The sequence below is a fragment of the Gemmata sp. SH-PL17 genome, assembly GCF_001610855.1.
Taxonomy (GTDB): Bacteria; Planctomycetota; Planctomycetia; order Gemmatales; family Gemmataceae; genus Gemmata; species Gemmata massiliana.
Map to the genome: position 1 here is coordinate 6475227 of NZ_CP011271.1, position 19938 is coordinate 6495164.

The 19938-nt window shown below is 62.9% G+C and carries 18 protein-coding genes and 1 pseudogene; 12 read left to right on the top strand and 7 right to left on the bottom strand.

Annotated elements, in window-relative coordinates; genetic code table 11:
* Nucleotides 1–223: 223 nt before the first annotated feature.
* From VT84_RS26650 to VT84_RS26665, 4 genes are all read left to right on the top strand, one after another.
* A complete protein-coding gene (locus tag VT84_RS26650) occupies nucleotides 224–685 on the top strand; it encodes a hypothetical protein (RefSeq protein WP_082841639.1) in 462 nt (153 codons plus the stop codon).
* 6 nt (nucleotides 686–691) lie between these two features.
* Entirely contained in the window at nucleotides 692–1723 is a 1032-nt protein-coding gene (locus tag VT84_RS26655) for an IS630 family transposase (protein ID WP_157469131.1), read from the top strand.
* 30 nt (nucleotides 1724–1753) lie between these two features.
* Complete coding sequence (locus VT84_RS26660; protein WP_082841640.1) at nucleotides 1754–2056, top strand: hypothetical protein; 303 nt, start codon at nucleotides 1754–1756, stop codon at nucleotides 2054–2056.
* Nucleotides 2057–2197: 141 nt separating this feature from the next.
* Entirely contained in the window at nucleotides 2198–2782 is a 585-nt protein-coding gene (locus VT84_RS26665; RefSeq protein ID WP_082841641.1) for a hypothetical protein, read from the top strand.
* A gap of 164 nt (nucleotides 2783–2946) precedes the next feature.
* Here the strand turns inward: VT84_RS26665 and VT84_RS26670 are convergent, their stop codons facing one another.
* Nucleotides 2947–3663, bottom strand: a complete 717-nt coding sequence (locus VT84_RS26670) for an arginyltransferase (RefSeq protein ID WP_082841642.1) — start codon at nucleotides 3661–3663, stop codon at nucleotides 2947–2949.
* A 257-nt stretch (nucleotides 3664–3920) separates the two neighbouring features.
* On the opposite strand from VT84_RS26670, the gene VT84_RS26675 reads away from it, so the two are divergent.
* Entirely contained in the window at nucleotides 3921–6158 is a 2238-nt protein-coding gene (locus VT84_RS26675; RefSeq protein WP_082841643.1) for an inositol monophosphatase family protein, read from the top strand.
* A 125-nt stretch (nucleotides 6159–6283) separates the two neighbouring features.
* Nucleotides 6284–7396: a suppressor of fused domain protein gene (locus VT84_RS26680; RefSeq protein WP_162271857.1), complete on the top strand. Its 1113-nt coding sequence runs from the start codon at nucleotides 6284–6286 to the stop codon at nucleotides 7394–7396.
* A 793-nt stretch (nucleotides 7397–8189) separates the two neighbouring features.
* On the opposite strand, the gene VT84_RS26685 is transcribed toward VT84_RS26680, so the two are convergent.
* Nucleotides 8190–9431 (bottom strand): patatin-like phospholipase family protein, encoded by a 1242-nt coding sequence (locus tag VT84_RS26685; protein WP_052561937.1) that lies wholly within the window; start codon nucleotides 9429–9431, stop codon nucleotides 8190–8192.
* Nucleotides 9432–9910: 479 nt separating this feature from the next.
* Nucleotides 9911–10315 (bottom strand): hypothetical protein, encoded by a 405-nt coding sequence (locus VT84_RS26690; RefSeq protein WP_082841645.1) that lies wholly within the window; start codon nucleotides 10313–10315, stop codon nucleotides 9911–9913.
* A gap of 146 nt (nucleotides 10316–10461) precedes the next feature.
* Between VT84_RS26690 and VT84_RS26695 the strand changes: the two genes are divergently transcribed.
* Entirely contained in the window at nucleotides 10462–11652 is a 1191-nt protein-coding gene (locus tag VT84_RS26695; RefSeq protein WP_082841646.1) for a sialidase family protein, read from the top strand.
* 183 nt (nucleotides 11653–11835) lie between these two features.
* Here VT84_RS26695 and VT84_RS26700 read toward each other — a convergent pair whose 3' ends face one another.
* From VT84_RS26700 to VT84_RS26710, 3 genes are all read right to left on the bottom strand, one after another.
* Nucleotides 11836–12861: a serine protease gene (locus VT84_RS26700; protein WP_082841647.1), complete on the bottom strand. Its 1026-nt coding sequence runs from the start codon at nucleotides 12859–12861 to the stop codon at nucleotides 11836–11838.
* Between the two features lie 4 nt (nucleotides 12862–12865).
* Nucleotides 12866–14020, bottom strand: a complete 1155-nt coding sequence (locus tag VT84_RS26705; protein WP_082841648.1) for a homospermidine biosynthesis protein — start codon at nucleotides 14018–14020, stop codon at nucleotides 12866–12868.
* Between the two features lie 65 nt (nucleotides 14021–14085).
* On the bottom strand, nucleotides 14086–14808 hold the full coding sequence (locus tag VT84_RS26710; protein ID WP_082841649.1) for a molybdenum cofactor guanylyltransferase: 723 nt from the start codon (nucleotides 14806–14808) through the stop codon (nucleotides 14086–14088).
* A gap of 140 nt (nucleotides 14809–14948) precedes the next feature.
* On the opposite strand from VT84_RS26710, the gene VT84_RS26715 reads away from it, so the two are divergent.
* The 4 genes from VT84_RS26715 to VT84_RS26730 all read left to right on the top strand — a co-directional run bounded on the left by VT84_RS26715 (nucleotide 14949) and on the right by VT84_RS26730 (nucleotide 16991).
* Nucleotides 14949–15902 carry an HDOD domain-containing protein gene (locus VT84_RS26715; RefSeq protein ID WP_052561951.1) on the top strand — a complete coding sequence of 318 codons (954 nt, stop codon included), beginning with the start codon at nucleotides 14949–14951 and terminating at the stop codon, nucleotides 15900–15902.
* 108 nt (nucleotides 15903–16010) lie between these two features.
* Complete coding sequence (locus tag VT84_RS42435; protein ID WP_204249649.1) at nucleotides 16011–16229, top strand: FAD-dependent oxidoreductase; 219 nt, start codon at nucleotides 16011–16013, stop codon at nucleotides 16227–16229.
* Nucleotides 16205–16438 carry a hypothetical protein gene (locus VT84_RS26725; RefSeq protein WP_052561953.1) on the top strand — a complete coding sequence of 78 codons (234 nt, stop codon included), beginning with the start codon at nucleotides 16205–16207 and terminating at the stop codon, nucleotides 16436–16438. The genes VT84_RS42435 and VT84_RS26725 overlap by 25 nt, the downstream gene beginning before the upstream one ends.
* A gap of 166 nt (nucleotides 16439–16604) precedes the next feature.
* Nucleotides 16605–16991, top strand: coding sequence for a transposase (locus VT84_RS26730; RefSeq protein ID WP_082841651.1), 387 nt, complete (start codon nucleotides 16605–16607; stop codon nucleotides 16989–16991).
* Between the two features lie 183 nt (nucleotides 16992–17174).
* Here the strand turns inward: VT84_RS26730 and VT84_RS26735 are convergent.
* Nucleotides 17175–18568: pseudogene (locus VT84_RS26735) on the bottom strand (ISKra4 family transposase).
* 194 nt (nucleotides 18569–18762) lie between these two features.
* Between VT84_RS26735 and VT84_RS26745 the strand changes: the two are divergent.
* On the top strand, nucleotides 18763–19929 hold the full coding sequence (locus VT84_RS26745; protein ID WP_052561961.1) for a DUF5336 domain-containing protein: 1167 nt from the start codon (nucleotides 18763–18765) through the stop codon (nucleotides 19927–19929).
* Nucleotides 19930–19938 lie beyond the last annotated feature (9 nt).

Genomic DNA, 19938 nt, shown 5'->3' on the forward strand with positions numbered 1-19938 from the left:
GGGCCGAATCGCGGGCAACACAGAAAGGACGCGGTATGCGCGGGTGCCCGCGCCGGGTCGCCAACGCGCACGGCCCGCGCCCGTTATTACGGTAACCCGGAGGGCAGCGATGAACTCAAGTGGAGCGGGGTGTAAAGCGGTCGCGCGCCGCGGGTATCCTCTCGCGGTGAGGTTGCCCCGGTCGTTCCCTCGTGAACGGCGTTCCTCGTCGCCGGTTCGTGCCATGCCTCGGCAGCAATTTCGCCACATCCCGGGACTGTTCCTCGACACCGATTACTTCGCGCCGGACCAGTGCTCGCAGCTCGTGCGCCAGTCACTCGCGCTGTACGAGCGACTGGAAACCGCAGTCGGTGGTGCGGAAGGCTCGTTGGAGACGGCCCACATTCCGCAACCGGCTTACGTGCGCAGCGCGGAACACAACCTCAAAAGCGAGGAACACTTCGCGCGCGTCGCCTTGACCGAAGAGGACCAGCGCACGATCCGGTGCGAATATTTCCCGCGGTACGGTGAAGACGGGCACGCGCTCGCGTACTTCCAGCGCAACGCGAACCTCCCGGATTTCGTCGCACGCGACCTCGCGCCCGGCGTTCACGGGCTGGTCGCGAGTGAGGGATTCGTAGCGCCCGATCAGGAACTACCGGCTCCAGCTTTGGTAACGCACCCTCCGCTTGCTCTGTGCCTCTAACCGTATATGAGCCGACCAATTGGAACCGCTGAGGAACTGGAACGCCGCCGTAAGCGGGCCGTGCAAGCCGTAGCCGACGGTCAATCCCGAAAGACCGTCGCCCAGGTGCTGGGCGTTCACATCAAGACTATTTCCCGGTGGGTGCGCGCCGCGCGGGAGCCGGGTGGCTTGGCTGCCAAGCCCCAATCCGGACCGGCACCCGGACTGAGCGACGACGACCTCCGGACGTTGGAGGCCTTACTAGTCCGGGGAGCCAAGGCCAACGGATGGCACAACGAGTTGTGGACCGCCGCGCGGGTCGCACGGCTGATCGAGCACCACTTCCGGATCGAGTATCACCCCGAGCACGTGCGCAAGATCCTCAAGCGGCGCCTCGGGTGGACCAGTCAGAAGCCCCGGCGCAAGGCCCGCGAGCGCAACGACAAGGAGGTGGCCCGATGGGTCGCCGACGAGTTCCCCCGGATCGTCCGGGAAACGTTCGGGCGCAAGGCGTACTACGTGTTCCTCGACGAGTCCGGGTTCTTCCTGACCCCGACCGTCCGGCGCACGCTGGCCCCACGGGGGAAGACGCCGGTGTTGAGCGCCTGGGACCGGCGGGACAAGTGGTCGGCCATCAGTTGCATCACACTCCGCCCGGTGGTCGGGCGCCCGGGCCTGTACTTCGAGTTGCTCGACCACAACGTTCACGGCGAGGACATGGTCGCGTTCCTGAAGACGTTGCACCGGCGGTTGGGTCCGCTGACGGTGATTTGGGACCGAAACCCGATCCACTCGAAATCGAAGGCGGTCCAGGCGTGGCTGGCGGAGCACCCGGGCGTGGTGGTGGAGGACTTCCCCGGCTACGTCCCGGAGTTGAACCCGGACGAGGGCGTCTGGGGTTGGACCAAGTACGGTCGATTGGCAAACCTAGCGGCCAACGACAAGCAGGAGCTCTGGGATCATGTGGTCGAGGAGCTGATCACCGTAAAACATCGACCGGACCTGTTGAGAGCGTTCATCGAAGAAACGCGACTACCCGGCTTAACACTCACTGCTTGATTGGGAACGTTCCCCACGCGGGAACCGGTAGTGTGGAAGCTCACGATGAACTTCTACCAGCGCGTGAACGGCAAGGTCGCGGGGTTCCCGTTCCATGTCGACATCCCGGCGAACGGCGTCGTCACGATGATCCTCAACGTCCAGCGCGAGGTGCTGTTCCAGATCGCGAAGGGCGACGCGGTGACCGACATCCCGCTCCCGGTCGGCGCGCTGCTCCTGCTCAGCGGCGAGAGCCGGTACGTGTGGAAGCACCGCGTGCTCCCCGCGGACGCGCCCGTGAGCGGCGGGGGGCACGCGATCGAGCGCGTCTCGCTCGTACTGGGGTTCCAGTAACGCGACCCGTGTGCCGGCAATTTTCTTTCGCGTATCGCGCGAACCAAGTGTTATCCGACGCCTCTATCCGGGTGAACGTCCAATTCTGCGGCTCGATCCGGGTTTGCCCGTCGCGGACGCACAACACCAAGGAAGAACACCATGAAGAAGCTGATTGCGCTCACGGGCGCGGGCGTCGGCGCCGCCGTTGGTACGGTCTACGCGGTGGAACCGGTCGCGGTCGCGCGGTTCCTCGATCAGGCGATGAAAGCGGTCGCGCGGGCGGCCGACGGGATCGAGGCCAACCCGGTCCCGGTATCGGTCGCGCTGGGCACGTTCCTGTTGACGGTCGTGTACCACAAGGCGCGCGGGAAGTCGTTCCGCGAGTCGGTGGAAGTGGCCGCGACGCGGGTACAAGTGGTCGCGGTGCCGACCCCGGTTGGTGAACCCGAAAACCAAGTCGTGAAGCGCGCCCAGGCGCGGGCCACGCGAACGCAACTGATCGCCGACCAGATCGCGCTGGAGAACCAGATCCGCAAGCTCCCGGCCGATGTGAAACAGGCGGAGAAGGACGTCTGTTACACCGAGCAGGCGGTGACCGAGACCGAGAAATCACTCACGGCGCGGCGCCAAGCACACACGGAAGCGGTCGAGAAACTGGACGTGCTCCGTAAGGAGCTGACCGTCGGCCGATCGGAACTGTCCGCGATCGCCGCGGAACTCAAGAAGCTCGCCGAAGTCGTGTAAACCGCAATGGTCGGATGCTGGTGAACGGCCGGTGCCTGCGGGCTGATTGATGACCTTCAGAAGAGTTTCGACAGGATTAACAGGATCAACAAGATCAAGACCTATATTTGGTTTTGTATCCTGTCGATCCTGTTAATCCTGTCAAGAAATCTTTGTAACGCAGATCACCCCTCCCGGAACGCTTCCCATTCTCCATCCACGCCAAGTGCTTCGTTCGGGCGGAACCGCGCCTTGTATTCCAGTGATCGGCACCCCTCGACGAAGTAGCCCAGGTACACGTGCGGCAGGTTCCATTGCGCTGCGGCGCGGATGATCGAGAGCACGTTGAACGTGCCCAGCGACCGGTTCCGCTCGGCCGGGTCGTGGAAGAAGTAGATCGCCGACAAACCCTCCGGGAAATTGTCCACGTACCCCACGCCGACCAGTTTTTCGCCCAGGTAGTAGCACCACTCCTGCGTGACGAACGGGTTGTCGACGAACGATTCCGCGAAGTCGCTCGCGTCCTTCGGGCCGTGGTCGGACCAGCCGACGTGTTCGTGTTGGTACGAGTGGAACCGGTCGTAGAGGTCGAGTTTTTCGTCCGTCACCTCGGGTAGCCCGATCACCAGTTTCACGTCGCCGTCGTTCGCGGCCATGCACCGGCGCTGGGACCGGTCCGGCTTGAACGTCGCCACCGGTACGCGGAGCGACCGGCACGCGGTACACGCCGGGCACGTCGGCCTGAAGAGCGAGAACCCGAACCGGCGCCAGCCCGCCTTCAATCGCTCCTGGTACTCAAGGGGGGTGAGTTGCGACACCATCTGGTACGTGAGTGACCACTGCTGGTCCGGCAAGTAGCTGCACGTGCTCGGCGGGGACGTGAAGACGAACAATGATTCCATGCTCACCCCGGTTGGTGATCGCGTTTCGGGTGCGCTGCGTGTTGGGTAACCGAGCCGTTAACGGAACTCGTATCTGGCGGACGGGAGAGCACTCGACCAACATTGTATCCGCGCAATTGCCATTCAATCACTGGAGTCCGAGAGCGAAATCCGATTGTCGGGAACCGCACCCGCTGTCCTGTGCGAACGGGTGGGTGGACTGCACCGGTGCTCCGACGCATACTACCCGCACACGTTCATCATAACGAGGGTGGCTCATGTCGTTCGATCCGCAACTCTCCGTGCGTGCCGCGACCCTTGCGTATTTCGCGGACCGCGCGGAGCGGTTCCCCGGGCTCGTTGCACGGATCGAAGAGTTCTTCTCGGCCCCGACGCTCGAAACCGGCCGGCAGGTGCTCCGCGCGTACTTTCGCAATCACAGTACCGGTGATGTGGAGTCGCTCCGGACGATCACGGCGAGTTTCGCGGACAAGCGCGTGGTGCGCGCGATCGTGGCGTCGATCCTGGCGGACGAAGAGGCACTCGCGGCCATTGCCGCGCGATCGTACCCGCACCCCATCGGGTTCGACAAACTGGTGCTCGACGACGATCGGGCGACCGGCTTCAAATTCCGGCTCCACGTGTACTGGCGCGGGGCGAACTTTGCGTCCCTCGAACGGCTTCACCTGCACCGGTTCGAGATGGCGTCGGCGATCGTGACCGGCGAACTCACGAACCACGTCTGGCGCGTGGTCGAGTTCGTGCCCGCGAACGAACTGGTGCGCGGCATGGACCTCTCCCCAACGATCGGGGAACAAGCCCACACTCGGCGCACCATGCCCGCCTACGCGGGCTACCGGCGCGACGCGAACGGCGACCTGCGCAAGACCCATTTGGGGACCGCGGTCCTCGAACGCGGCGCGTCGGAGACATTCACATCGGGTGATGCTTACGCGCAAGTGTTGGAAGACGCGCATTTCGTGGAAACGAACGCGGAGACCGGTTTCGCCAACGGGGATTTTTGTTCCACGGTGTACATTCACGGCCCGTCACTGGTCGATGGGGCCGGGCGCTCGCTCCCGATTCTGTTCGAGGAAACGCTCCTCCCGGACGACAACAAACTCGTTCCGACGATACCCGCGATCCCGGTGGAAACGCTCCGAGGGTGTCTGAACCGCTACCGCGACACGCTCGACGAAATCCTGAAGTTCTACGACTGGCTGTACCACCCCAAGCACGGGCGGAACCTCTCGGTCGGGATGATCGCGGGGTATTTGTTGTGCGAGGCGTTCAAGACCCCGCACGCGATCGACGCCTTCGAGCGCCGGTACGACGAGTGCAAGGACGTGCTGGAACGGTCCGAGCGCGCGGTGCGGGATCTGATTGAGGGCCGCACGAACCCGGCGCACCTCAACGACGACGACCGGAACACACGGTACGTTCGCTTGCTGCTCGCGAAAGCGAACTCGTACCCGAAAGGCGCACGCATATGGGCGGAGGACTACGGCGCGCTGACGAAGGAGATGTGGCGCTACTTCGGGGCGATTCGCGGTGAGATGAATTCACGCATCACGGTGCTCAAGCCCGTCTGGGACGGCGTGGTGAAGAGGAAACTGCCGGGCGGGATGCACTACGGGCACGTCGGGGCGATGATCGAGGCCGCGTTCGAGGCTAACGGGATCGCGATGAAACACTTCGAGGCACATTGGGCCGGTGGCGGACTGGTCGCAACTCACAAGGACGAGCACAATATCGCGAGCGTCGTGGACGACGAGATCGAGGGGCGCATTAGCGAGGTGCTGAAGGGGCACTTCCCATCGCACCGGTTCTATGGCGAAGAACACGGCGACCCGAACCGCGCGTTACCCGCGGTCGGGGAGCGCCGGTTCCTGGTCGACCCGCTCGACGGCACGCGCAACTTCCTGTGCCGGCGTGAGGAGTTCTGCATCGCTATCGCGTGCCAGGAGTGGAACGGCGTGGGATGGGTGACGACGGACGGTGTGGTCGCGCACCCCGCGTCCGGGCGCATCTTCTGGGCGGAGCGAGGGCAGGGGGCGTTCGTCATCGAGCGCACCGACCTCGAGCGCCGCGCGACCGTGTTCGTGCCCGCGGTCGACCCCGCGAACCCGCTCAAGCACCAGCTCATCGATTATTCCGCACGCGGACTGGATTTGGCCGCGCAAACGGACACGTTCAGCGAACTCGCACGCAGCGGAGCCGCACTACGCAACAGTGGATCGGTCGCGCTGATTCTGGCGCACATGGCCGGGCGCGGGGGAACGGGCGCGATCATCACGGCCAACGACTACGACGTGGAGGCCGGTCGGCTGATCGCACACGAGGCCGGCGCGTGGATCACGCAGATCGTGTTCGTATCCGGCGGAGACGAACGCACCTGTACCATCGTGGGCGCTGAGGAGCGCATTCACAACGCGCTCGTCGTGCTCGTGCGCGAGCAGATCCAGAAGCACGGCGGCCGGCTCTCGGACGAAACGCTCACCCCGCCGGGACTGTGAGTGCGAAGTGTGGGGCGTCAGCGCAGTCCGCGAGCGAGTGATGAACGCACAAGGCGCGGCTGGTGGGTCGATCAGGATAAGGCGAGAAAAACAGTGGGAAAATGGTTTTCCACGGAGCCCAAGTGATGAGCCAACTGCCATTCCGTGATTTCTACGATGCGATTAAGAGGAACGATATTGTCAAACTCCAACAAATTTTGACGGACCATCCCGGGTTCCTCCAAGAGGATGTGGGGGCCGAGTCGTGGCTTCAGATTGCTGCGAAATATGCGGATATCGCAACTGTGGAGTTTTTCGTGCAGGTGGGTCTTGATGTGACCCCGGCACTTGAAGATGCCGTTCTCTACGATCGAGTGGATGTTGCGCGTTTGCTTCTCGACCACGGGGCCAAGATCCTCACAACCGATGTTGGTTGGGGAGGGGCACCGCTCCTCGCAGTCGCCATAGACTCTGTCAAAATGACACAGTTGTTGCTTGACCGTGGGGCCGATCCGAATGTTTCGTGGGGTTCTCCGCCGACGAGTGTATTAAGTAAAGCACTTGACCGTGGTCGGACCGAGGTCGCTGAACTTCTCCTGGCTCACGGTGCAACCCCCACTGCACCTGCCCCAGAATCGCCAGTGACACTCCGCGAAGAAATCGTTCGCCATTTCGCATTGAGGATCGGTCCCGTTGAACCGCTCAGCATCGCGGAGATTGTGCCGGGCGAAGTCGCTGTTTCAGTGCATATCGTTCCGCCAGCACCCGGGCACGGGTACCTGCTTCTCTTTACGACAGGGATGAGTGATCGCGCACTCACAGTTCCCGCGGGGCGGGAAGATGACCGGTACGCGGAATTGGTGCTGCTTCTGCCGAGCGATTGGAAACTCAACCCCGACTCGCTTGCAGATTCAAGAAGTGGGTGGGCAATCGAATGGCTGCGCCGGGCGGCCCATTTCTTCCACGAGCACCGAACGTGGATCGGCCCCGGGTACGGCATCCTGGCGAATGGGAGCCCGCCTCAACCCCTGGCACCGGGCCTTCCTTTCGACAGCCTTCTCCTGTTTCACCCGGAGTCAGGCACCGCTCAGGTTCGCGTCGCTGATGGACGGGAGATCCGGTTTTACACCGTCTATCCACTACACCCCGATGAGCGGTTCCTTGAAACCCACCAGGGGCCGGCTGCACTCCTTGAACGACTGGCACCACAAGCCAGCTTCCCCATAATTGATGTTCACCGTCCAAGCGCTGTTGGGTGATTGCCACCCTCGTGTTCGTATCTGGCCCGTGAGGACAGCCCTCACGGGCCAAAGTCATTGGAGCTACGCTTGTGGAGAAGCGGTGGGCGGGGTTTGATTCTCTGGTGCATTCGGTATCGAGCCCGCAACACTGCTTTGCAAGAATGTGATAAGGGCAGTCAACTGTGCGGGGTCGTGAACGACAAGGTCAAGGTGCCAGACACATCCTTCCGCTTTTCCCCCTTCAATATGAAAGGGGGCGTCCCTCAAAACGAAAGTACACCTCGCGAAGTTGCATTCAACGTAAGCGTTGCCCGAGAGATAAACGGTCTGATCTTCAAAAGTCACTCCCTTATGGAGGAGTAGGGTCGCCATTTTTGCTCTCGCCTCTGTAAAAGTAGGGTCTGTTGGTATCGGTCAGTCGTCGAACGCCGACTCGATCGCGACCGGTTCGAGTGGTACCGTGCACCCCTCTCATACCGAATCGTGCTGATTAGTTATCTTCTGTAGCCGGCCTCTGTCAACGAATTGCAAACGTGGGTTGTAGATCGGCTTTTGGTTGTGCCCTCTCCCCTTGCGGGAGAGGGTGGTGAGGCTTTGCGAACCGGGTGAGGGGTGGGCGCCCGAGTGTGGAAGCAACACCCCTCACCCCGCCGCGAAGCGCGGCGACCCTCTCCCGCAAGGGGAGAGGGCAAAACCACCACCACGGGCGATCCACGTTTGCAATTCGTTGTGTGAGGCCGGTGAGCCACAAACTGTGGATGTCCCGGCCTCACAGAGGCCGGCTACAGAAGACCATCAAAACGAGACGGTATCACGGAGCCGGTGGCTGCATGGGCGGCATGGTGCGGAGCCGGAGGCCGCCGCGTGCGTAGTTACCGTCGCACGGGCTGAGGGCCGGGGGAATGTACATCCAGCTCGGCCCGTCCTGCCCGTCGTTCAACCCCTCCTGGTATAGTTGCGTCATCACCTTGCGATCGAAGCTGACGGCGGTATCGACCTGAATTTCGGTGTCCTGCCGGAGCGCGATCATGTGGTACCGCATCCCCGCGAGTTGCGACTGCCAGTACGTGTTCGCCAGTTCCGCGCGGCAGTGGGCGAACAGCATCGCCCCCGTGCTCGCGCCGAGCACGGGCAGGATGCGCCGGCGCACGGGGCCTTCTTCCGGGTACAGCCGGCCGGACACGATCGCGTAGAAGTTGGCGCGCGTCTGCATGGGGTCCGTATTGGGTCCGAGCCGCGCCAGCTCGAACACGCCCGGGGGCATGAACAGCGGGGCGGTGACCCCGCCGTCGGCGTGGTACTCGGTTTCGCGTTGCCCGTCGACCGCGATGCGGAAGGGCACAGGCGGGAGCACGCCGGGGATCGACGCCGACGCGAGTAACACGTCCCGGAACAGCGTGCCCCCCTCGGGGCGCGGGCGGCACGCGATCGCCCCCATGTCCCAGATCACCGCGCGCCGGGTGCGCAGGTCGGTGGTGCCCACGTAGAGGCGCCGGCCCTTACGGTGCTCTTCCGCGATGCGGTCCAACAGCGCCGGAGTGATTTGCGATTCGATGAGCCTCTGGAGCGGCTCCGAGGTCGCGAGCGCGTCGCGGAACGGGATCGTCACCCAGGCCCGCATGTGGAAGATGTCCGAGGTGCGCACGCCCGTGTAGAGCTTCACCGCCTGTGCGTCGTACTCGCTCCCCAGGAACGCGAACGGGGCGATCAGCGCGCCGGTGCTCGTGCCGGTCACCACGTCGAACTCGGGGCGCGTGCCGGTGCGCGTCCAGCCGTCGAGCACCCCGGCCGAGTACGCGCCGTATAGACCGCCGCTCGACAGTGCGAGTACGTGTTGTGGCTTGCGCATCCCGACAATGAGGTCCGCCGGGGACGCGAGCACCGCACCGGGCGGCACAATGGGCGGGCCGTCTTCCGACGCGAGTACCCGGTGCGCTTTGGCGCGCGCGCGTTCCGCCGGTCGGGGTGTTTGGCACCCGACCAGGACTGCCAGGGCAATGAGCGACCCCGCGAACACCGTCCGGCTGCCGGCGCAATGGCGCAACGTGACCATGCGGCGGCGTGTACCCGCACTTCACGACGGTGTCAACAGCAGTTGGGCGCGGAAACGACGAGACAAATTCGAGGGGATTCTGGTTGTGAACTTTAGTACATTGGGGTATGATTTGGGTGTTGGTGGCAATGGGGATACAGAGCCTCCCCCGCGTTGTGTTTGTCGGTTTTTTCGGGGCGAAGGCAAAATTTCAATCAAACGCTACAAGAGGCTCCCGATTTTGGCGAAAGCGTATCACGAATCGGCCGGATTTGGATGTTTTGTGGCGATTGTTAGCCCCGATTGATAATGCCTCACGAGTGCCTTTTGCGTTTCGAGAATCGAATGATTTGGTGTATCGGCGCTTGCTGCGATATTCGGGCTTCGGTTCACTCCAGCAGATTGCCCCGAAGTCCAAAACGTTAGCAATTGTTAGCACTGGCAGGCCCGTGTTCGGATCTTAAGTTTAAACTGAATATGCGGTTGTGGACAAAAGGTGGCTACTTGCGTTGTAGCACGAACCGTCCGGAATCGCGGCGACTGGTGAACGTCGCGTCGAAGTTCGCGTTCGTTGCGGTCGCGGTCGTGCGGAACGTGCCGAACGGCCCGAGTGGTTTCTCCGCGGAGAGCACAACCGCGCCGTCTCCGGTTCCGACAACGTCCATCGTGGTCGTGTACCGGAACGGGATCACCTTCGCGAACCGACCGCGATACTTCACGCGGTACGCATCGTCGCCGAGTGGGGTGAATGTCGCGTGCAGCGGTCCGGTGTGACCGTTTTTGTCACTAACCCAATAGCCGGACCACTTTCCGGTCAAAGTGGGTGCGACGGGAACGACAACCGTTTGTGCGAAACTCCCCGTCGGCAGCACGCAAAGGGCGAACAGAGCTAGGATTCGGTACATCGGCGTAACCTCTTAAGGATCGGGCAGATATTCTACTTTTCCGCCGGTCGCGTGCTCGCGTCCAGAGCACTTCGGGGCGTAATTGAGGGGCTTTGGGATCGCTCTAGGAATTGCTCCGGTTGTATCGATTTCGTGGAGATCGCGTCGTGACTCGTTTCGCTTTGGTGCTCGTATTAGCCGCGTTTTCTGTACCTGCGTTTGCTGCAGAACCGGAGAAGATCGACCTCTTTGATGCGGACCGAGGCGGGTACAAACAGTACCGCATTCCGGGGATCGTGGTCACCAAATCGGGTGTGGTGCTGGCGTACTGCGAGGCGCGCAAGAGCGCCCGCGGGGATTGGGGCGAGATCGACATTCTGTTCCGCCGAAGTGCTGATGGGGGCAAGACCTGGGACGAGCCGAAGAAGATCGCGGACGTGCCCGGACCGAAGGAGAAGAACCCCGTTGCGCTCGCGCAGAAGCTCGCGAACAAGGACGACGTGACGTACAACAACCCCGTCATGATCGCGGACAAATCGGGGGCGGTTCACCTGCTCTTTTGCCTCGAATACATGCGGTGCTTTTACGCCCGATCCGATGACTACGGCAAGACTTGGACCGCGCCCACCGAGATTACCGCGAGTGCTTTTGACCCCATCAAGAAGGGCTACGACTGGAAGGTGCTCGCTACCGGTCCCGGTCACGGGATTCAGCTCAAAAGCGGCCGATTGCTGTGCCCCGTGTGGCTCTCGCTCGGCACTGGTGGCCACGCACACCGCCCGAGTGTTGTGACGACCATTTTCAGCGATGACGCGGGGAAGACCTGGAAGGCCGGCGAGATCGCGGTTCCGCACACAGCGGAGTACGTGAACCCCAACGAATCGTGTGTCGCGGAGCTGTCCGACGGCACCGTTGTGCTGAACGCACGCAGCGAATCGAAGAACAATCGCCGGCTCGTCACTCATAGCGCGGACGGCGCGACCAAGTGGAGCAAGCCCGTGTTCGATGATGCACTCGTAGAACCCGTCTGTGTGGGCAGCATTCTTGTGCTTCCGGGCAAGAAGCCGTTGTTACTCTTCAGTAACCCTGACAATCTGGAGAAAACCGGCGCAAAAGTTCCTCCCGCTCCGGGGAGCGGACGCGATCGCAAAAACCTGACTGTGCGTTTAAGTGAAGACAATGGCAAGACTTGGGCCGCGAAACGCAGCGTGGAGAGTGGCTTCAGCGCTTACTCGGATCTGGCAGCCACAAAAGACGGTCCCGTCTTGCTCTTCTACGAACGCGCCGGCGAAAAGGGTGCGAACTACGGACGGCTCACTCTGGCGCGATTCGGAACGGAGTGGATCAGAGAGAAATAACGAAGAACAACCACGGGCATGAAGAGAAAAATCGCCACGGATGAACACAGATAACGCAGATCAAGACAAAAAGAGATTTCGACAGGATTAACAAGATGAACAGGATTGTGAATTGCGATCCCGTTCATCTTGCCAAAAGTTTTTCTTGATCGGTGTTATCTGTGTTCATCCGTGGCTGCTATTTCATTCCTGTTTGCCGAGCCACTTGAGGACCGTGGGGCCGGGAACGACCATCTTCACCACCATTTGGAGGGTCGATCCCTTCGGGTTCGGGTCGGGTTTTGCGGGATCTTTGAGCTTGTCGTCCTTCTTGTCGTCGGCACGCGACGCACCCTTTTTCGGCATTTTCATCGCGCGGATGCGGCGCGCGGGGTTCTTGCCGTCGTCGCCCGCATCGAGGCTGAGGGTGAGGGCCGCCATGCCGACCACCGCACCGTACTTGTTCAACACCGGAGCGCCGCTCGATCCGCTCGCGTACTCCGCGGTAATGCCCATCCACTTTTCGGTTTTGCCGTCTTCGTTAGTGTTCGTGCTGTACCGCGTAATAGCGCCTTGTGTATACAGATAGAACAGATCGCCGGGGTGACTGATGACTCCGACCCACGCGCCGACATCTGCGTGTCCCGATGCGATGGGGAGCGGGGTGAGCCCCTTCGCGCCGATGCGGAACACCGCGACGTCGGCCGTTTTGTTGCCCCCGAGGAAATCAGTGAGTGGGTACACGTTCCCGTCGCGGTCGGAGACGCCGAACATTTCGCCCGGCTTCAGATCCTCGAACACGTGCCAGTTGGTGACCAGCACGCCGTCGGCCGCTGCGACCCACGCGGTCGCGTAGGTGCCGCTTTCCCAGTTCCCGTCCTTGTCCGGGTAAACGCTTCCGACGATGAACACACTACGAACCGCGGACTTGTACACGTCTTCTGGTGCCAAGACCTTGTCGCCGGATTTGGTCGTCGCGATCTTTGCGGGGCCGGCCTTCATTCGGTCGACGAGTTTGTCGTGCGCCAGCAGTTTGTCGGCCTTCGCGAGCTCTTCGAGCTTGTCGTACAAGCGCTTGTACACGTCGTCGTCGTCGATGTACTTCGGCTCCCGTGGGGCTTCCGTGCGCGGCTGTTGGGCCGGCGCGGGCGCCGCGGACGCAAACGCAACGAGCACCGCGGCCAGGAGCGCCCGGCTCGCGGTGGGTCGGGGAAAGAGACGTGATCGCATTCCGTCACTCCTCGCGCTTGGCAACCGTCTGAGCGTACCCTTCTTCGAGTCGGCGGGTCAACTCCGGGAACTTGTCGAACAGGCGCTTCGGTACGCGCTTCTCGGTACGAGTGAGCGCATACGCGGTCAGGAGAGGGAGTGCGATCGTCGAATCGACGTAACACGTGACCGAGTCCGGCAGTTTGTCGGGGTCGACCTTGCCCCAAGTCATCGCTTCGCTCGGCGTCGCACCACTCAACCCGCCGGTGTCGGGGCGCGCGTCAGTGAACTGTAGGAAGTAATCGTGCCCTGCCTCGAGCAACCCGAGTACTTCCTGAATTTGCGGCTCCGTTTGGAGCATGAAGTTTTTCGGACTTCCGCCCCCGAGGATCAGAACTGAACTATTTCCACCCGATGCCTTTGCGTCCCACACGATCGCGGCCGACTGGTTCACGTCGCGGAGCGGGTCGATTCGGAGCTTGCTGCCTTCGAGCATGAGGGCCGCGAGATTCATGCCGATCGAACTGTCGCCGGGCGAACTGGTGAAGATCGGTACCCCGTGGCGGTACGCGGCGGCCAGCAAGTTCTTCCCGCGGTGCCCGGTTTGGTCCTCGCGCTCCGCGAGGTATTTGCCCACGAGGTTGTGGAACTCGGCCGTCCCCATTGTCTGCTGGAACGCCTCTCCGCGACAGAGGGTGCGGAAGAATTTGTCCGTTCCGAGCAGGTTCTCGTAGTCGAAAATGATGTCGTAAATGCGGATAACCTGATTTTCGCGCAGTTCCAGGTCCGGCAGGCTCGGTCCGGCCTGGTACAGGTCCATGCCGAGTGCGTAGTGCGTGTCGTGGTACAGGTTCGCGCCGGTCGAAACGATCCAGTCGATGAACCCGGCTTCCACGAGTGGCACCAAGCACGACATCCCCAGTCCGGCCGGCGTAAGGGCGCCCGAGAGCGCGAGGCCGATCGTGCCGTTGTTCGCGAGCATCTTCCGCACGTACAACTGGCAGCCCTCGCGGAGCCGGCCGCCGTTGTAAGACAGGAACGCGCCGTCGATGAGATCGGCCGCGCTCGTACCACCCGCGACACCCGCCGGGTCGATCCGCTCGCGGCTGATCTTGTGCAGAAACGCCTTGTTCGCGTCGGTCCCGGCGTGGCGGTCGTAGTGCGGCTTGTGTGGGTGCATGGCTGAAACCAGAAGTCAGGGGACGGAAACCCGAGAACCCGCCTACACGCGAGATGCGGGCTGGTTTACGGGCGATCCTCGGCACCGGTCGGTAGGAGCCGCAGTGCGGCCTCGTAATCCTCCGGCGAATTCAGATTACGGAGTGACGCCAGTTCGGGGTCCACGTCGGTCAACTCTTCGGGCTCGATTACGCGCGTCGGAACGCGGTCGAAGAGGTCCGTCGCACGCAGTTGCCCCTCTGTGAGCATCGCACGCACGACCTGCGCAACTTCCATGCGGTACGCTGCGGCCAGTGGATGAAGGAACCCGCCGACACGAGGAACGGTGGCACGTAATCCTGCGCCCCCCCTCCCTGAAGGGAAGGGGGCGTTTGGGGCCGAACCTACCTCCCCATCCCCCCTCCCTGAAGGAAAGGGGGGCGGGGGGGGAGGTTGCCTTTCCTCCCTCAAGAACGAAACCACCCGGCGCACGAATTCCGGCTTCAGAAACGGCACGTCGCACGCGGACAGGTACACCGCATCGCACTGCCCCGCGAGTGCGGCTAAACCCGCAGCTAAACCTGCGAGCGGGCCTTTTTCGTCGATTTCGTCGCTAACAATGGCGACTTCAGATGGTAGTGGTGGCACGTCCTGGTTCCGCGCCGCAACGACAACAACCGGTTCGACGATTTCGCTCAGAACGCGAACCGCGCGCTGGAGCATGAATTCGCCGCCGAACGGGAGCCACGCCTTCGGCCGCCCCATTCGCGACGATTTTCCGCCGCACAGCACGACTCCGCCGATCTTCATGCCGGTTCCCAATTGTTCCGTCCGCGCATTTGCACTCTCACATATCGCCGATAATCCCTATTGGCTGGCAGAAGGTCAATTCACGTCCTATAGGAAGTTAGCCGGCACCCCCGACACCCGACTCGACCCGTGAGCGTTCCATGTTCTTCAAAGCTTTTACGCGGCTCTTTGGTCGCGAGACGCCGAATGTGTTGGCCCAGCCAGCACTCATCCGCGATCTCGGAAAGGTCGAGTCGTTCCCGACGCTCTCCGACACGACCGTGCGCGCCCTCGCGCTCGCGAACGACCAGAACGCGACGCTCGCGAACCTGGCCGAACTGGTCCGGCGGGACGGGGTGCTCGCTGTAGCGGTGCTCAAACTCGCGAACTCGGCCGCGTTCCGCGGGAAGCGCGGGACCGAAAACGTCCAACAAGCGACCGTGCGTCTGGGTATGCGCCGGTGCCAGCAGATTATCGCGGCTGTTGGGGTGGGCGGGGTCTTCAAATACAGTACGCCCCAAGTCGGTGTCATGTGCGAAGGGCTGCTCCGGCACGCTCTGTTTACCGCGACGCTGGCGTCGCGGTTGAACAACGCGGGCGGACTCGGGTTCCGCGGGGAAGAGTTCACCGCCGGGTTGCTCCATGATATCGGCCGCGTGATCGTGTGTGTTCGGGCGCCCGATGCCTTTATGCACGCCGATCCCATGACGTTCGAGGAAGACAGCGGCATCCTGGGGCGCGAGCGCGACATCCTGCAACTCGATCACTGCGAGATCGGGGTCCGGTTCGCCAACGCGAACAAGCTCTCGCCGGGCGTCACGAGCGCGATTCTGAATCACCACTTCCCCAAAGCAGAACGGGATCACCCGGTGCTGGTTGCTCTGACGGCCGCGGCCGACGGGCTTGCGAACCACGTTCAGCGCGAACGGAAGTTGGCCAACTACCAGATGGAAAAGTGCCCCGGCTTCTTGCGCCTCCACGAGTGTGCGGGCCTGGAAACGATCCGGCTGATCCGGAAATCGCTCTCCAAGACGGTTATTGAATCGCTGCGGGAAACGCGCGCGATGCTCCAGATCACTGCCCAGAAGCAACCGACTCGGGCTTCCAAGATGTAGAGCGCGATCCGTACCACGCGACCGACCGAAAAAGTGGTCGCGAACCGGCCCGCGAACTGGTAACCTCCCGACCAATTGAGTCCGGGACCGTTTGCCAGGAGATCGCCCGTGGCCCGAAAATTCCGCGTTGGGATCGTCGGATTTGGGATCGCGGGCGCAACCACTGCGTACCTGCTCGCACGCGACGGCCACTCAGTAACACTTTTGGCTCATGAGGCATCAGGGGTGAATCGGGTGTTTTCAGGTCGTAGGAGCGGTTATCCTTTCTGGCCGTGCGCCCTTCTTTCTTGGAGCGTCCAGGGATGGACTTCCCGATCCGGGAGTTGATGGACATCGATGCGTGCGACCAGTTCCTGGTCGGCACGCTACACCCCGACGGATTGCATTGCCCCGGGTGCCGGCGGGGCGATGCGTTGTCCGTTCACGACCGCCATCGCGCGCCCGTGTTCGACTACCGGTGCCGCCACTGCGGGGCCGTGTTCAACGCGTACACGGGCACCGCGCTCCAGAAGACGCACCGCTCGCCCGTCCCGTAGGTGTTGATCCTGCGGGGCATCTGCCAGGGCACACCAACCGCACAGCTGGCTCGCGAACTCGGATGTGATCGCAAGCACCTGCTCACACTCCGGCACCGACTTCAGGGCTTGGCTTTGCAAGCCGCGGAGCACATGGGTCCGGTGCCCGGTTCGACAACCGAGGCCGATGAAATGTTCCCGAACGCGGGGGAAAAAAGGCATTTGCCACCCGGACCCCGATGACCCGCCTCGGCGCCGGGCCAACAAGCAACGGGGCCACGGGAACTTCGACAACGATCGCCCGCCGGTGGTCGGAGTCGTCGGCCGGGGAAGTGGCGCGGTTGCCCTCGCGGTCGTGGGTCGAACGGATCAGGAGACGCTTACCTCATTCGTCGGCTCGTCGACCGTCGCGGAGGCGATGGTGTACACCGACGAATGGAAGGGGTACGCCCGGTTGGCGCAGAACAATCGCGGTCATGCGACGGTGAACCACACGCCCGGTCAGCGGGAGTGGGCGCGAGATGACGACGGGGACGGGATTCGCGAAGTGCATGACAACACCCTGGAAGGATAGTGGGCCGCGCCGCGAACGATCGCGAATTCGTTCATATTTATTAGCAAACACAAAATATAACAATTCGTCACCATCTTTCTGTGGTCATACAACCTCAAAGACGCGATACCCGATACGCTGAGAATTATGCTCCTGATCACCCCTGACGCGGGTAAGCGTCACATTAGTTGGTGGATGTTTGTTTCATGTGGTCGTGGACCGTCGCCAGAAGTCGGTCCGCTGGCCGCGTTCGCTGCGATACAACGCGCGGACATGGCAGACCGCATGGGAGCCCGGTTCGCTCCACCGCATTCCCGATCCCTTCATTCGCTGTCCCACCACCGTCTTGCACGCGCTCTCGACGGCACCCGAACCGATGTACCAGCCGGCGGCTTCGTAACTCGGGTAGTCCATCCGATCCACCTGATTGCGGAAGTAACCCAGCACCTCACTCCGCACCGTCGCCAACCCTTTTCGGCTCGGCCATTCCCAACCCTCCAGCACCCCGATCATCACATGGCCCCATTCGTCTCGTAACAGGCGCGACCACGACTTCGTCTGCGCAAGTGCCGCGCCTTCGTCGGTCGGGTGTAACGCACGCGCCAACTGCGCCAGGTATTCCGCCGCGTGATAGAAGTCCAAGATCACTGCTTCCACACGCGGGAAGTTGAGCCGCACGAAGTCCTCCAAGCCCGCGCCGCCGTCGGTCAGCGCCACCCACACCTCCGCACGGTCCAAGTCCACTTGAGCACCCTGGCGGCGTATCAGCGGACCCATTTCCGCCAGCGGGTACAAACCGCTGATGTACCGAGCCTTCATCGCCACGCCCGGCTTGGGCAGGCACTCGAACACGCGCTCGCGATCCGGGAGCGGGTTGAACACCATCCCCACGTAGGCCATCCGACCATCCGCCGCTTCGCCGCGTGGCCCTTGTTGGCGCACGCCGGTGGCGTCGATCCCGATGTAGCCCACGGTGCGCCCGCACGCGTCCCGGAACCAGTCCCACGCCACTTTGCCGCCGAAGGTGCGACCCTTCTGAAGGTGTTCGGCAATTCGTTCCCCGGTCGCTTCGGTGGTCCGTTGCACCGTCGATGCACTCAGCACAACGCCGGTGGTCTCCTTCAACAGTTCGGCTCCCTTCTCGAAACTGTCGGCGACGGCCCCGCAGAGCGTGGCGAGTCGTTCCACCGCCGGCGAGAGACGCCCAGCGGTCAATCCGACTCGCCCGTCCCAAGGGCAGGAGCCTTTGGCGCAGAGCCCGCAGTAGTAATAGGCGCGGTTGCAGGTGACCGGCCCGCCGAGCGTTTCGACCGTTTTCTCGCGGTACCCGTGGAAGGGGGCGCGGTGGGAGCAGTGGGGGCAGTCGATGGCGCTGGTGGTGTAGCCACTTTTTGGGGGAGGTGTTCCGCGTAAGCATCGGCGACGATGCCTTGGGCTTGGTCCCGCAACGCGAACTCCGTGTCACCAAAGAGGTCGTCATCGGTGGTCGCAACGAGCCGACGTGCCATCCCCAAGATGGCGTCGGCGGATCGAGCCTTGATGCGCGCGGCCAATTCTTGGGCTTTGGCTTCGAGTGTAGGTTCAAGCGGTTCGGACATAACGACCTCCTGCCCGGGTAAATTCCCCACGACGCTCAAAGCTACACCGAACTGAACACAGTTCCCACCAACTTCCCCGATGCCTACCCGCCTGACGCCTCATGAGCCGAAATTTCTTGGCATATCCCGTCACACCTGTTACAACTGTTGCGAAATCACCTCCGCTCTGCCCTCTCTCACATGCCGGTGTTTGCGTGTCAACAATCGTAGCCATCTGTCCGTATTGCCGTTCCGGTGGGGTTCGGGCCAAGGGCACCGCGCTGGGCGCCAGCGCCAAGTGCCCCAAGTGCAAGAGCAGTTTCACGATCGTTCCGGACGACGATCTCCCGGATTGGGTCGCGAAAGCCAGCGCGGACGCGGTCGTGATCTCCGCGCCGTCGGCCGAGAAGCCGAAACTGAAACTGCCCGCGGTCGAAGAGACCCGCGCGATGGACGCCCTGGACGTGACCGAGCCGTCACCCGTCCTGCCCGCGGAGCCGCGCCCCCAATCACGTCCCGCGGCACAACCGGCCCCGGTGTTTACCCCCGACGCGGGCGAACCGGCCGCGCCCACCGACGCCGGTTTCTTGCTCGCGCTCGGGGCGCTCACGCTCGTGGGGCCAACGGTGCTGGCGTCCCAGCTCCCGTTCGGCCGGCTCATCGCGCTCGCTCTGGCCGCGATCGGGTTCATCGGGGGGCTACTGTGTCTCGGCGCGGAAGGGCGCGCCCGGATCGGAGGGGCGCTGGCGGCCCTGCTGCACGCGGGCGTCGCGGTGGTTGTGCTGCTCCTCCCGTCGTGGCTCAACCTGGACCCGTGGGACGCCCCGCCGGTCGAGGAGCCACAAGGCCCGGTTGTGATCGAGCACGGGACCGGCATCAGGACGATGACCACCCCCGGCGCGGTGCTCGACGCCGGGCGCAGTTCGTGGCAACTCAAGGACGTCCGCGTAACGGTCCGGTCCGTGGTGGGGCCGGTCGAGCTCCGCGGACCGGACAACGCAAAGCGCACGACGAAGGAATCGTACCTTCAAATTTCCGTGCACATCGCCAACGTCGGCTTCGAGCGCGAAGTTTCACTCTCTGGGTGGGCCGCCGGCTTGACCACGGACGGGGTGCGCGTGACTGATGGATCGGGCAAACAACTCGATCCGGCGAAATTTGAGGGCACGTTCACTCCGGACCGCGGGCGCCCCGCGCCCCGCGCGATGCCGGGGAACGTGTCAGAGGTTCGGTTCCTGTTTCCCGCTCCGCCGAAGAAGACCGATTCGGTCCAGGTACAACTCTCCGGGGTCGCATTCGGGTACCCCGAGGACATCAAGTTCCGAATCAGCGCGCTCGGGCTCCAGGTTCGCCCCCCCGGATCGCAAGACCTCCCCCGTTAGGAGATGACC